Annotated in this window: 14 protein-coding genes; 9 read left to right on the forward strand and 5 right to left on the reverse strand. The window is 58.4% G+C overall.

The features are described 5' to 3' along the window. Window position 1: 1 nt before the first annotated feature. Both eefB and eefA read right to left on the reverse strand, forming a co-directional pair. Complete coding sequence (gene eefB / locus PGQ95_RS13545; protein ID WP_430918401.1) at window positions 2-3109, reverse strand: multidrug efflux RND transporter permease subunit EefB; 3108 nt, start codon at window positions 3107-3109, stop codon at window positions 2-4. Beyond that, window positions 3109-4233, reverse strand: a complete 1125-nt coding sequence (gene eefA, locus PGQ95_RS13550; RefSeq protein ID WP_430918403.1) for a multidrug efflux RND transporter periplasmic adaptor subunit EefA — start codon at window positions 4231-4233, stop codon at window positions 3109-3111. Before eefA ends, eefB begins: the two co-directional genes overlap by 1 nt. A 287-nt stretch (window positions 4234-4520) precedes the next feature. Between eefA and PGQ95_RS13555 the strand changes: the two genes are divergently transcribed. Further along, window positions 4521-4937: a GNAT family N-acetyltransferase gene (locus tag PGQ95_RS13555; protein ID WP_113374075.1), complete on the forward strand. Its 417-nt coding sequence runs from the start codon at window positions 4521-4523 to the stop codon at window positions 4935-4937. Window positions 4938-5095: 158 nt separating this feature from the next. Here PGQ95_RS13555 and PGQ95_RS13560 read toward each other — a convergent pair whose 3' ends face one another. Continuing rightward, window positions 5096-5743, reverse strand: a complete 648-nt coding sequence (locus PGQ95_RS13560) for a TetR/AcrR family transcriptional regulator (protein ID WP_045390522.1) — start codon at window positions 5741-5743, stop codon at window positions 5096-5098. A gap of 80 nt (window positions 5744-5823) precedes the next feature. On the opposite strand from PGQ95_RS13560, the gene PGQ95_RS13565 reads away from it, so the two are divergent. Further along, window positions 5824-7317, forward strand: coding sequence for an MDR family MFS transporter (locus tag PGQ95_RS13565; RefSeq protein WP_221695112.1), 1494 nt, complete (start codon window positions 5824-5826; stop codon window positions 7315-7317). Here the strand turns inward: PGQ95_RS13565 and PGQ95_RS13570 are convergent. Beyond that, the gene (locus PGQ95_RS13570) at window positions 7314-8285 is read right to left on the reverse strand and encodes a LysR substrate-binding domain-containing protein (RefSeq protein WP_162183996.1); all 972 of its coding nucleotides are present in this window, start codon (window positions 8283-8285) and stop codon (window positions 7314-7316) included. The genes PGQ95_RS13565 and PGQ95_RS13570 overlap by 4 nt on opposite strands. 39 nt (window positions 8286-8324) lie before the next feature. Here PGQ95_RS13570 and PGQ95_RS13575 point away from each other — a divergent pair, with 39 nt between their 5' ends. Both PGQ95_RS13575 and PGQ95_RS13580 read left to right on the forward strand, forming a co-directional pair. Then, window positions 8325-8954 carry a pyridoxamine 5'-phosphate oxidase family protein gene (locus tag PGQ95_RS13575; RefSeq protein ID WP_430914943.1) on the forward strand — a complete coding sequence of 210 codons (630 nt, stop codon included), beginning with the start codon at window positions 8325-8327 and terminating at the stop codon, window positions 8952-8954. Continuing rightward, on the forward strand, window positions 8954-9424 hold the full coding sequence (locus PGQ95_RS13580) for a DUF1348 family protein (RefSeq protein ID WP_087858902.1): 471 nt from the start codon (window positions 8954-8956) through the stop codon (window positions 9422-9424). The genes PGQ95_RS13575 and PGQ95_RS13580 overlap by 1 nt, the downstream gene beginning before the upstream one ends. 19 nt (window positions 9425-9443) lie before the next feature. On the opposite strand, the gene PGQ95_RS13585 is transcribed toward PGQ95_RS13580, so the two are convergent. After that, the gene (locus PGQ95_RS13585; RefSeq protein WP_045362948.1) at window positions 9444-9980 is read right to left on the reverse strand and encodes a carboxymuconolactone decarboxylase family protein; all 537 of its coding nucleotides are present in this window, start codon (window positions 9978-9980) and stop codon (window positions 9444-9446) included. 115 nt (window positions 9981-10095) lie between these two features. Between PGQ95_RS13585 and PGQ95_RS13590 the strand changes: the two genes are divergently transcribed. The 5 genes from PGQ95_RS13590 to PGQ95_RS13610 all read left to right on the forward strand — a co-directional run bounded on the left by PGQ95_RS13590 (window position 10096) and on the right by PGQ95_RS13610 (window position 13126). After that, window positions 10096-11001, forward strand: coding sequence for an AraC family transcriptional regulator (locus tag PGQ95_RS13590; RefSeq protein ID WP_430918406.1), 906 nt, complete (start codon window positions 10096-10098; stop codon window positions 10999-11001). Window positions 11002-11064: 63 nt separating this feature from the next. Then, complete coding sequence (locus PGQ95_RS13595; RefSeq protein ID WP_045375196.1) at window positions 11065-11967, forward strand: EamA family transporter; 903 nt, start codon at window positions 11065-11067, stop codon at window positions 11965-11967. A gap of 101 nt (window positions 11968-12068) precedes the next feature. Next, window positions 12069-12359 carry a YicS family protein gene (locus PGQ95_RS13600; protein ID WP_047066683.1) on the forward strand — a complete coding sequence of 97 codons (291 nt, stop codon included), beginning with the start codon at window positions 12069-12071 and terminating at the stop codon, window positions 12357-12359. Window positions 12360-12575: 216 nt separating this feature from the next. Continuing rightward, the gene (locus tag PGQ95_RS13605) at window positions 12576-12809 is read left to right on the forward strand and encodes a type II toxin-antitoxin system CcdA family antitoxin (protein WP_045390507.1); all 234 of its coding nucleotides are present in this window, start codon (window positions 12576-12578) and stop codon (window positions 12807-12809) included. A gap of 2 nt (window positions 12810-12811) precedes the next feature. Continuing rightward, window positions 12812-13126, forward strand: coding sequence for a CcdB family protein (locus tag PGQ95_RS13610; protein WP_430918409.1), 315 nt, complete (start codon window positions 12812-12814; stop codon window positions 13124-13126). Window positions 13127-13154 lie beyond the last annotated feature (28 nt).

Raw genomic sequence — 13154 nt, forward strand, 5'->3', positions numbered from 1 at the left:
CTTACTCCTGAGAAGGACGTGGGCGGGTAAAGAGACGCTTCACCAGCACAAAGAACAGTGGGACGAAGAACACCGCCAGCAGCGTCGCCGTCAGGGTGCCGCCGATAATCCCGGTACCGATCGCCACGCGGCTGTTGGCCCCGGCGCCGGTAGCAATGGCCAGCGGCAGTACTCCGGCGATAAATGCCAGCGAGGTCATGACAATCGGGCGCAGACGGGTCTGCGCGGCGCGGATCGCCGCCCGCGAGAGCGAATAGCCCTCATCCACCGCGGATTCAGCGAATTCAACGATAAGAATGGCGTTCTTCGACGACAGGCCAATGGTCGTCAACAGCGCCACCTGGAAATAGACGTCGTTACTTAAGCCGCGCAGCGTGGCCGCCAGCGCCGCGCCAAGCAGGCCTAACGGGATGACCATGATCACCGAGAACGGCACCGACCAGCTTTCATACAGCGCCGCCAGGCACAGGAACACCACCAGAATCGAAATGGCGTACAGGCTCATCGCCTGGCCGCTGGCCAGTTTTTCCTGCAGCGAAATACCGCTCCATGCCCAGGTGGAACCCGCCGGCAGGCTATCGGCCAGTTTTTCCATTTTGTCCATTGCCGCCCCTGAGCTGAAGCCCGCGGCGTTTTCCCCCTGGATCTCAAAGGCGGCTGAGCCGTTGTAGCGTACCAGGCTTTCCGGGCCGTATTCCCAATGGGTGGTGGCGAACGCGGTGAACGGCGTCATGCTGTTATCGCTGCCGCGGACAAACCATTTACCAAGATCGGACGGCACGGCGCGCGCGTCGCTCTCGCCCTGGATATAGACTTTTTTCACCCGGCCGCGATCGATAAAATCGTTGACGTACGTGCCGCCCCAGGCGCTGGAGAGCGTATCGGTCACGTCGCTGAGCGACAGCCCCAGCGAGACGGCTTTGTTGTTATCGATATCCACCTGCAGCTGTGGCATTTGTGGCAGATCGTTGGCGCGAACCGATTGCAGTTCGCCGCTCTGATTGGCTGCGGCCAGCAGTTGGCTGCGCAGCTTCATCAGGCTATCGCGATCGGTACCCCCGCTGGCCATCAGCTCGAAAGTGAAGCCGTTACTTTGCCCAAGGCCGTCCACCGATGGCGGCGTCATGGCGAACAGGGTGGCGTCGCGGATCGCGCCCAGCTCTTTGTTGGCGCGCAGCGCAATGGCCTGCGCGATATTTTCGTCGCCTTTGCGCTGCGACCAGTTTTTCAATGAGACGAAGGCCATACCGGCGTTCTGACCGCTGCCGCTGAAACTGAAGCCGTCGACGGTGAAGATAACCTCGGTATTGGCTTTCTCTTTGGTGAGGAACCAGTCGGTCACCTGACGGCGCACCTCGGCGGTACGCACCGCCGTCGCCCCGGCAGGCAAGGTGTACTGGACCATGATTTCGCCCTGATCCTCCACCGGCAGGAAGCTGCCCGGCAGTTTCCACATCGCCAGCGCCATCGCCCCGCAAATCAAGGCGTAAGCGCCCATCATCACCGCGCCGCGGCGTAGGCCGCCGAGTACGCGACGCTGGTAGCCCTCTTCTGTACGCCCCCACAGGCGATTAAAGGCGCCGAAGAAGCCTTTGTCATGAGGTTTGGAGTGGCTTAGCAGCGCGCCGCACAGCGCCGGAGTGAGGGTTAACGCTACGACCACCGACAGCATCATCGCCGAGATGATCGTCACCGAGAACTGGCGATAGATTACCCCGGTCGAGCCGCCGAAAAAGGCCATTGGCAAGAATACCGCCGACAGCACCAGGGCGATCGCCACCAGCGCGCCGGAAATTTCGCCCATCGATTTTTCGGTGGCTTCGCGGGCGGGCAGCCCTTCGTCGCGCATAATCCGTTCGACGTTTTCCACTACCACAATGGCATCATCCACCAGCAGGCCGATCGCCAGCACCATGGCGAACAGTGTCAGGGTATTAATGGAGTAGCCGAACAGCGCCAGTACCCCGAAGGTGCCAAGTAACACGACCGGTACCGCTACCGCCGGAATGAGCGTCGCGCGGAAGTTCTGCAGGAACAGATACATTACGCAGACCACGAGAATAATCGCTTCAAACAGCGTCTGGATCACGTCCTCGACCGAGATTTTGATGAACTCGGTGCTGTCTTTCGGGTAGGCGATATCGTAGCCCTGAGGCATCTGACGCTGGAATTCAGCGATTTTGCTTTTCACCAGCGTCGCGGTATCCAGCGCGTTGGCGCCGGGCGCCATCATTACCGCAATCCCGGCGGCGGGGTGGCCGTTCAGATTAGCGGTAGCGGTGTAATCCTCGCTGCCCATTTCCACCCGCGCGACATCGCTCAGGCGCACCACTGAACCGTCTGACTGGCTCTTTACAATGATCGCTTTGAACTGGTCAGGTGTTTGCAGCCGCGACTGCGCGCGCACGGTAGCGGTCAATTGCTGGGCATTGGACGACGGTAGCGCGCCGATTTTACCCGCGGAGACCTGCACGTTCTGCGCCTCAATCGCCGACTGTACGTCGGAAGGCATCAACGAGTAAGAGGCGAGTTTGGTCGGGTCCATCCAGATGCGCATCGCGTATTCGGCGCCGAATACCTGCAGGCTGCCGACGCCCTCCACGCGCGCCAGCGGGTCCTGCATATTGCTGACCAGCCAATCGGAGATATCAGAACTGGTGGCGCGGTTGGTTTTGTCATACACCGCGAGGATTAACAGGAAACTGCTTTGCGATTTTTCTACCGTTACGCCAGATTGCTGTACTTCACTCGGCAGACGCGATTCCGCCTGCTGCACTTTGTTTTGTACCTGTACCTGAGCGGTATCCGGATCGGTTCCCTGCTCAAAGGTGACGGTAATACTCACCGTACCATCCGAACTGCTGGTGGAGGTGAAATAAAGTAAGTTATCCAGTCCGGTGAGCTGCTGCTCGATAACCTGGGTGACGCTGTTTTCCAGGGTTTCTGCGGAAGCTCCGGTATAGGTAGCGGATATTTTGACCGCCGGCGGGGCGACGTCCGGATATTGCCCCACCGGCAGCGTGCGGATCGCCAGCGCCCCGGCAAGCATGATAAGGATAGCGATCACCCAGGCAAAGACCGGGCGCCGTACGAAGAAACGGGAGAACATCAGGCATTGCCTCCGTTATTTTTGACGGCAACGGCCTTCACCGCTTGTCCGGGGGATACTTTACCGGTGCCTTCGACAATCAGCTTGTCGCCCGCTTTCAGACCGCTCAGCACCAGCCATTTATCGCCGTAGGTATCGCCGGTTTGCACGGTACGCTGCTCAACGTTGTTGTCGGCATCGACAACCAGCGCCGTGGCGTCGCCTTTGGCATCGCGGGTGATACCCTGCTGCGGCGCGAGGATCGCGTCGTTCATGATGCCTTCATCGATACGCGCGCGGACAAACATTCCCGGCAGCAGGACGTGCTGCGGGTTGGGGAAGATGGCGCGCAGGGTCACCGAGCCAGTGGATTCATCGACGGCGACTTCGGTGAGCGCCAAATGCCCTTTTTCGGGATAGGTACTGCCATCTTCAAGGGTTAACGTCACGCTGAGGGTATCGCTGTTGCTGGCCAGGCTCTGCCTGCGTAAACGCAGGAGATCGACACTGGATCGCGTCAGATCGACATACATGGTGTCGAGGCCGCGGATCGTCGCCAGCGCGGTATCCTGGTCTGCAGAGACCAGCGCTCCCGGCGTGACCGAGGAGATGCCGATGCGCCCGGCAATCGGCGCGGTGACGGTGGTCCAGTTCAGGTTGATGCGCGCGCTCTCGAGCGCCGCTTTTTTCGACTCCACACTGGCCTTGTCCTGGGCGCAGGCGGAGGCAGCGTCGTCGGCATCCTGGCGAGAGACGCCGTTATCTCTGACCAACGACGCGTAGCGCTGGGCTTTCTGGCAATCAGAGACCACCAGCGCCTGCGCCTGCTTCAACGCGGCCGCCGCTTCGTTCCAGGTGGCGCGATAACTGGAGGGATCGATCTGGTAAAGGGCCTGCCCGGCCTTCACCATATCGCCTTCGGTAAACAGGCGCTTCTGAATGATACCGCCGACCTGCGGGCGCACTTCGGCGCTGAGCGAGGCGGTAGTGCGGCCAGTCAGTTGGCTGACCACCGGCACCGGCTGGGCTTGCAGCGTAACAATTCCCACCTCCGGCGTGGGTTGTTGCGGCGCAGTTGTCTGCGCATTATCGCATCCGCTCAGGAGAAATAATGCTGTCGCGATGGGGGCTATGATGTGTTTCATTTTATTTTCTCAAGATGTAAGACGTCCCCCCGTGAATTAAATCGCGAGGAAAAGAGGGGCGCGGTGACATTTCGTCTCAATGGAAATATCGCAATAGAGCTCAGATGTTCCTTAACACTATTATTATTGTGGGGATTCTCAGCCCGCCCTTTCGAAAGTCATGGAAAGGTTATTTCGCTTACTTTGAAGGTCAAAATTAAGACAAAAAATAATGGAGAAAATAAGAATATTTTGTGAAAGTCAGGAGAGGAAAATATAACGATAGCCTGTGCAACTGGAGAAACTTAATGGCTCTAATAATTACAAAAAGCATTAATCCCGACGATCAACAAGAATTGCTGGCAGGCCTGCGTGAATACAATTCACGCTACCTCGACCCGACGCAGTTTGGCGATCTGGGCATTTACTCCCGCGATGAGCAAGCGGTGATGCGTGGCGGGCTTATCGCCAAACGCAAAGGCAACTGGCTGTGTATCGAATACCTGTGGGTGAGCGAAGAGATGCGCGGCAACGGCCTGGGCCGCGAGCTTATGCAGGAGGCAGAACAGCAGGCGCAGGCGTTGGGCTGCAGTCATTTGCTGGTCGATACCTTTAGCTTCCAGGCGCTGCCGTTTTATCAGAAATTAGGCTATCAGTTGCAGATGTCGCTGCCCGATTTCCCGCACGCGGGTATGCAACGCCACTATTTATCGAAGACGCTGTAACGATAACCCCGGATTGCGCTGCGCTTATCCGGGCTACCCGACTGTGCGATTTGGTAGCCCGGACAAGGCGCAACGCGCCGCCTCCGGGAAAATCCCTGTGCCAGGAGAGCCATAAGGCAGAAGCAGTATCAGCATCTGAATTAACACAACATCACGCCTTAACCGCCGACCCCGTGGCCCATTAACGCCAGCGCGTGGCTAACAATGGTCTGCCGGGTTACCGCCTGTAAACGCGGGTCGCTATGGATGCGCGAGAACGGCACCAGCACCAGGCTAATCACCGTGGTAAACAGCAGTTCCGGCGCCAGCGCCGGGTTAATTTTCCCCTCCTGCTGCCAGCGACGAACCGTCTCCAGCATCACCTGAAAACGCTCCTCGCCGAAGCGCGCATCCATGTGCTGGCGCAGCATCGGCATCTCGCCGATGATCTCCTGCATCCACAGCGGCGCGAACCAGGCATTTTGCTCCGCCATGTCCGCCAGCGTCTCAACCATCATCGTCAACGCCGTCACCGGATCCTGCGGATGGTCGACAAAAATGCGGCTGATATCGTTACGCAGCGGCATAAAGCGCTCTTCCAGCAAATTCTCAATCAGCGCTTCCCGCGACGTAAAATAGTAATTCAGCATCGCCGGCGTCACCCCGGCCTCTTTGGCAATGGCATTTAGCGACACGCGGGCCGCGCCGTGGCGAGCAAACAGCGCCAGGGCGATATCTATCAACTGCTCGCGGTTAGCGGTTCCCGGCTTTTTACCGCGTGGCCGACCGGGGCGGCGCGGCGCTTCATTAGCTTTTAGTGCTGGCATATGCTGGCGATCTCTTGACCCGATTCATCATTTCCCTAAATATTAATTATGCATTTAATTAATTTCAAGCGAGTGATGCAATGACATCTGAAGTCGCAAACCAACCGGCGCCCTCAATCCGCCTGCTGTTCAGCGCCCTGCTGCTGGTGATGCTACTGTCGGCGCTGGACCAGACCATTGTCTCCACCGCCTTGCCTACTATCGTTGGCGAGCTCGGCGGGCTGGATAAACTTTCGTGGGTGGTCACCGCCTATATCCTCAGCTCGACCATCGTGGTGCCGCTGTACGGTAAATTCGGCGATCTTTTCGGGCGCAAAATCGTGCTGCAGGTGGCGATCGTGCTGTTTCTTGCCGGTTCCGCGCTCTGCGGGCTGGCGCAAAACATGACGCAATTAGTACTGATGCGCGCGCTGCAGGGGCTCGGCGGCGGCGGCCTGATGGTGATCAGCATGGCGGCGGTCGCCGACGTTATCCCACCCGCCAACCGTGGGCGCTATCAGGGGTTGTTCGGCGGCGTCTTCGGCCTGGCGACGGTTATCGGCCCGCTGATCGGCGGTTTCCTGGTACAGCACGCCTCGTGGCGCTGGATTTTCTATATCAACCTGCCGCTGGGTCTGTTCGCGCTGCTGGTTATCGGCGCGGTATTCCACAGCAGCAACAAACGCAGCCAGCATCAGATTGACTGGCTGGGGGCGATTTACCTCAGCATGGCGCTGTTATGCATCATCCTGTTTACCTCGGAAGGCGGCAGCGTCCATGCGTGGAATGACCCGCAGCTGTGGTGCATTCTGGCCTTCGGCATCGTGGGGATCATCGGTTTTATCTACGAAGAACGGATTGCCGCCGAGCCGATTATTCCGCTGTCGCTGTTCCGCAACCGTAGCTTCCTGCTGTGCAGCCTGATTGGCTTTGTTATCGGCATGTCGCTGTTCGGTTCGGTCACTTTCCTGCCGCTCTATCTGCAGGTGGTGAAAGAGGCGACGCCAACCGAGGCCGGGTTACAGTTAATCCCGCTGATGGGCGGCCTGCTGCTGACCTCCATTATCAGCGGCCGGGTGATTAGCCACACCGGGAAATACCGGATTTTCCCGATTATCGGTACCCTGCTCGGCGTGACCGGCATGGTGCTGCTGACCCGCATCACCATTCATTCGCCGATGTGGCAGTTATACCTGTTTACCGGCGTGCTCGGCGCGGGTCTGGGGCTGGTGATGCAGGTACTGGTGCTGGCGGTACAGAACGCGATGCCGGCGCAGATGTACGGTGTTGCCACTTCCGGCGTGACCCTGTTCCGCTCGATTGGCGGCTCCATCGGCGTGGCATTGTTCGGCGCGGTCTTTACCCATGTGCTGCAAAATAACCTGCAGAAACTGCTGCCTGAGGGCGCGGTGCTGCCGCCAGCCATGAATCCGGTGGCGGTACAGCATCTGCCAGCGGCGATCCGTCTCGATTATCTCGACGCCTTCGGCGCGGCGATCCATGCGGCATTCCTGATGGCGGCCTGCATTATGGCCGTCGCGTTTGTCCTTTCCTGGCTATTGAAGGAGGCGCCGCTGAAAAGCGCGGCGCATTAAGCGGCCCCGGCAATGCGTAGCAAGGACTGGCGCAGCGCCGGCGCGGCAAAATCGATAAATTTCCGCAGCTTAAGCGGAGCCAGCTCCCGCGCGGTATATAACAAATGAACCGGCGCGGGCTCCGGCTCGACGCTTTCCAGCAGCAGACGCAGTTCCCCGCAGCGCAGGCCATCCAGCGCCTGATAGTGCAGCAAGCGGGCCACCCCAACGCCCAGTCGGGCGGCATCGGCGGCGCTCTCCGGCGTGGTGACGGCCAACACCGGCGGCAGATTAATCAGCTGATCTTCCCGTTCAACGGCGCGAAAGCGCCAGCCGCGATAGGGCATCGGCGATTCAATACGGATGATCGGCAACGCCGCCAGATCGCGCGGACGCTGCGGTTCGCCGTATTTCGCCAACAGCGCGGGATGGGCGCAGGCGACAATGCGCATCGCGCCGAGCCGGGTCGCCACCATGCTGCTATCAGCCAGTTCGCCAATCCGTACCGCCAAATCGATATGGTCGCCGACCAGATCGGCATTACTATCGCTAAGTAACAAACGTACGCGAATTTGCGGATAACGGGCGATAAATTCACTAATGACTGGCAGAACGTGCTGGCGACCAAACATCGTCGGCGCGGAGATCACCAGCTCGCCCTTCGGCTCCTGGTATTCACCCGTTGCCCGGCGTTCGGCGTTTTCCACCTCTTCGAGGATCCGCCGCGCGGCGGCAACATAATCGACGCCGGCATCGGTGAGGGTGAGTTTACGGGTAGTGCGCGTCAATAAACGGACTCCCAGCGCGCTCTCCAGCTCGCCGATATTACGGCTCACGGTAGTCAACGGCGTATTCAGCGCCCGCGCCGCCGCCGACATACTGCCCAGTTCAGTGACTTTCACCAGCAGCGCCATAGCGCTTAATCGGTCCATTATTCTCCCGTTATCCGGAAAGATGATTACCAGATAAGCAGTATTATCATTTTTCACAGCACAGTCCATGATAGCCCCCTACCTTCAGGAGGCGTTATGGCAGCAACCTTTCTCGATATCGCTATCACCCCGGATGTCATGGATGTGCAACATGAAATGGGCAGCGACCAGCTGTGGCAAACGCCGCACAGCCGCCGTCAGGCGGATCGCTTCGGCGCCAGCGAAGAAGGGATGATCGCTACCCGCGACAGTTTTTATCTGGCGACGGTGTCGCAAAGCGGCTGGCCCTACATTCAGCATCGCGGCGGCCCGCCGGGTTTTCTGCGCCTGCTGGATGACACCACGCTGGCCATGGCCGATTTCGGCGGTAATCGCCAGTACATTACCACCGGCAACCTGCGCGGCAGCGACCGGGCCTGCCTGTTTTTGATGGATTACCCGCGCCGTGCCAGGCTGAAGATCTACGCTACCGTCGAGGTGCTGGCGGCGGAAGAGCAGCCTGAGCTGCTGGCGTTAGTGACGCCGGCAAACTATCGCGCTCGCATCGAACGCCTGTTTCGTTTTCATCTGCAGGCTTTTGACTGGAACTGCCCGCAGCACATTACGCCGCGCTACAGCGCACAGCAGGTCGCGGAATACAGCCAGAGCCTGCAAGAGCGTATTCATGAACTGGAGCAGGAGAATCAGCGCCTGCAGCATCAATTATCCCCAAAAGGAGAGTCCTGATGAGCGAACAACGTCCCCCGTTACCGCCGTTCACCCGCGACAGCGCAGTGCAGAAGGTGCGCGCCGCAGAAGATGGCTGGAACAGCCGCGATGCGCAAAAAGTCGCGCTGGCTTATACCGTGGATAGCGAATGGCGCAACCGCAGCGAATTTGTCCACGGACGGGGGCAAATCGTGGAGTTTCTGCAGCGAAAATGGCGTAAAGAGCTGCAATACCGGCTGATTAAGGAGCTATGGGCGTGGCAGGAGAATCGCATCGCCGTACGCTTCGCCTATGAGTGGTGCGACGACAGCGGCAACTGGTTTCGTTCGTACGGCAATGAAAACTGGCAGTTTGATGAGCACGGCCTAATGTCCACACGCTACGCCTGCATTAACGATTTGCCGATCGCGGAAAGCGAGCGCCTGTTCCACTGGCCCCAGGGTCGCCGCCCTGACGATCATCCGGGGCTAAGCGAACTGGGACTGTAAACAGGCGCGCGACGACGGGTTAATCGGCTTTCGGGAAGTCCACTACCGTGTCGTTAACCCGGTTCACCATGTTGGTGAACAGGATAGCGCTGACGGCGCTGATGATCTCAATCACCTGCTGGTCGCTAAAACCGGCGTGACGCAGCGCGGCGACGTCCGCTTCCGGCAGCGTACCGGTGGTGGTCACCAGCGTTTGGGCGAATTTCACCAGCGCGTCCAGGTGCGCATCTTCCGTATACTCGCCGCGGCGCAGGGCGTGGATTTGCTCGCCGCTGAAGCCCGCTTTTTTGGCCATCAGGGTATGGGCGGCCAGGCAGTAATCACAGCCGGTCGCTTCGCTGACCGATAAATTAATCGCCTCCAGCTCCTGCGCGCTAAGGCTGCTTTTATGCAGCATCGCGTTGTGCGCCAGCGCCTGCTGCAGCGCCGCCGGCGAGTGGCCGCCGATGGTCAGATAGGCATTCGGCACTTTACCCATCGCTTTTTTAATTCCGGCGAAAATATCGGCGGCTTTCCCGGTGGCATCTTGTTCACGGATATCGGCTAAGCGGCTCATGGTGTACTCCTGTTATTGGTGGGTAGTTGTGGCAATGGAGACATCTTAGTGGTCGGCGGCGTGCTAGACTGGCGCTCTTCGTCTCATTTTTTTGTCTTATCGTCTCAGGAGTCGCATGGATAGTTTGAGCCATCTGTTGACGCTGCTGGCCCCGCGTTGCGAAGTGAATCTGCATTGCCGTTTCGGCGGCCGCTGGCAGGCCGGACACGATCAAATGCGCGCGGGCGTGGTGCCGTGGCACTTTGTGTTGCGCGGCGAAGGGCGTCTAACCGTTGGTCATCAAACCCGCCACATGCGCGCCGGCGACGTGATCCTGCTGCCGCACGGTTCGCCGCATCTGATGGAGAGCCTGGTGGAGTGGGGTCAGGTACTGCCCGTCGCCCATCGCTTTAACGGCACGCTAACGGAAGTGCGTACCGCCGTGGAAAGCGACGCGCTGGAGATGCTGTGCGGCGAGTTTTACTTCGGCCCGCACGTCAACTGGCTGTTCGCCGAAGAGTCGGCGCTGATCCATTTACATACCGATGAGCGCGAAGATTGCCCGGAACTGGATATTTTGCTTAACGTGCTGGTGCGCGAAAGCCTGGCGGAACATCCCGGCGGCAGCGCTATCGTGCGCAGCCTTGGCGATACGCTGCTGGTATTGCTGTTACGTACCCTGCTCGGCGCACAGGAGCCGCCGGGCGGCCTGCTGCGCCTGATGAGCGATGCGCGGCTGATGCCGGCCGTTCTCGCGGTGCTGGCCGCGCCGGAACAGCCGTGGACTATCGAGAGCATGGCGGCGCGGGCGTTTTTATCGCGCGCCACCTTCGCCCGCCATTTTGCCCGCGTCTATCATCTGACGCCGCAGGCGTGGCTGTCGCAGCTGCGGATGGCGATGGCCGCTCGCCTGCTACATCTTGATCGCCAGACGCGGCTGGAAGTGATTGCCGAACGCTGCGGTTTTCAATCACAGGCTTCATTTGCGAAAACCTTTAAAAAACACTACGGCATGACGCCGGGCGAGTGGCGTCAGCAGTAAAACACGCGCCGCGTCGCCGCCGTGCTATGATTCCTGCTTTGCGCTATTTCACGCGAGGGAAAAATGGGTTCCAGCAAAAGAGGGATGTTGAACGTATTGATCGCCGCCGTCCTGTGGGGCAGTTCCGGGGTCTGCGCGCAGTACATTATGCAGCAAAGTCAGATGTCATCGCCTTATCTGACCATGATCCGCCTGCTGTTCGCCGGGCTGATTTTGCTGATGCTCGCCTTCGTTCACGGCGACAAAATTTTCCGCGTCATGCAAAACCGCAAAGATGCCCTTAGCCTGCTGTTTTTCTCGCTGGTCGGCGCGTTAACCGTGCAGTACACCTTCCTGATGACCATCGAGAAGTCGAACGCCGCCACCGCCACGGTGCTACAGTTTTTATCGCCGACGATTATCGTCGCCTGGTTCGCGCTGGCGCGTAAGGCCCGGCCCAGTCCCTTTGTGCTGCTGGCGATTGGCACCTCGCTTGCCGGCACCTTCCTGCTGGTCACCCACGGCAACCCGACCTCGCTCTCCATCTCGCCGGCGGCGCTGTTCTGGGGGATCGCCTCAGCCTTCGCGGCGGCGTTTTATACCACCTATCCCTCAACGCTTATCGCCCGCTACGGCACGCTGCCGATCGTCGGCTGGAGCATGCTGATTGGCGGGGCGATGCTGTTGCCGTTTTATGGCAGCCAAAGCGCGAACTTTGTGGTGAACGGCCGTCTGCTGCTGGCGTTTTTCTATCTCGTGGTGATCGGTACCTCGCTGACCTTCAGCCTGTATCTCAACGGCGCCCAGCAGATTGGCGGCGCGAAAGCCGGGATCCTCAGCTGCGCCGAGCCGCTGAGCAGCGCCCTGCTCTCTCTCTTGCTGTTGGGTATTACCTTTACCCTGCCGGACTGGCTTGGGACGCTGTTGATTCTCTCTTCGGTCATTCTTATCGCGGTGGATTCCCGGCGGCGGGTACGCGCGGCGTAATAGCAATCGTCTGATTTTAAACAACAAAAAATGTCTAACATTTGCGCAATTCACCTGCTGCGCATATAGTTGACTGAAGCGAAAAGTGAAGGAGAAGCGCCATGAAAGCGTGTTGGATGTTGTGTCTGGTTACTGCCCTTAGCGCCAGCGCGGCGTGGGCCGAATCGCCGCTGCAAAGCCTGCAGTTTGAGCAGCAAAAACAGCAGGTGTTGAAAGCGGTGAAGGAAAAATGCGCCCCGGCGAGCACCCTCAGCGATAACGATTTCGCCAATAAAATCCTCGCCTCGAAAGACAACCAGAGTTACGTTCGCGAAGCGACGCTGGCGAAAGAGCGCAATAATCAAAAAGGCTATCTGGCCGCCATTGATAAAATTCGCTGCCCGGAGAAGTAACGGGCTGAATTATCAGGAAAACCGTTGCCACTCCAAATTATCCTGACCTGAGTTCGGTACTTCGCCGGACTCAGGCTTTACGTCCCATGAGGGCGTTACCCTCACCGTATCTCCTAAATAATATGTTTTATCGCGATGAGCTATCAGAGGCCGCCAGGTAGCGATCGTGTCAGTATAAGTGTAAGCTCCACATATCTGCTCACTGGAGATCTCATCATGACTGTAAAACGTAAAACGCAAAACGTGACCGTCACTCTCGAACGGGATTTACTCAATCGTGCGCGCGAAGCCGGTGTAAATATGAGCGCTACATTAGCCGCAGCGCTTGATGCTGAGCTGAAAAAACATGCTGCCCTGCGTTGGCGAGAAGCTAATGCTGAAGCAATAGCTGCAATGAATGCTTTAGGGGAAGAGACCGGATGCTTTTCTGATGAATATCGGAGTTTTTGACAGTGCAATATTATGTCTACAGAAGTACCAGTAAAAACCCGGCCTTCCCACTTTTAATTGATGTTACCAGTGACATTATTGGCGACATTAATCGCCGCTTAGTGATCCCGTTAATGCCCGTTGAGCGACTCGGTGTTAATCCCGCTCCGGAGCGTTTAAACCCGATACTGGCTTTGGTTGACGGGAAAAAATACGTTTTGATGACACACGAAGCGGCAACCATTCCTGTTAAAGCCTTAGGAGTCGAGTTTTGCGATGCGAGCGGATACCGCAACGCTATTAAAGGAGCGCTCGATTTCATGCTTGATGGCATTTAGACACGCATATTTAGAATATCTCCGCACC

The sequence above is a fragment of the Klebsiella sp. 141240 genome, from assembly GCF_050600805.1.
Classification (GTDB): domain Bacteria; phylum Pseudomonadota; class Gammaproteobacteria; order Enterobacterales; family Enterobacteriaceae; genus Klebsiella; species Klebsiella aerogenes.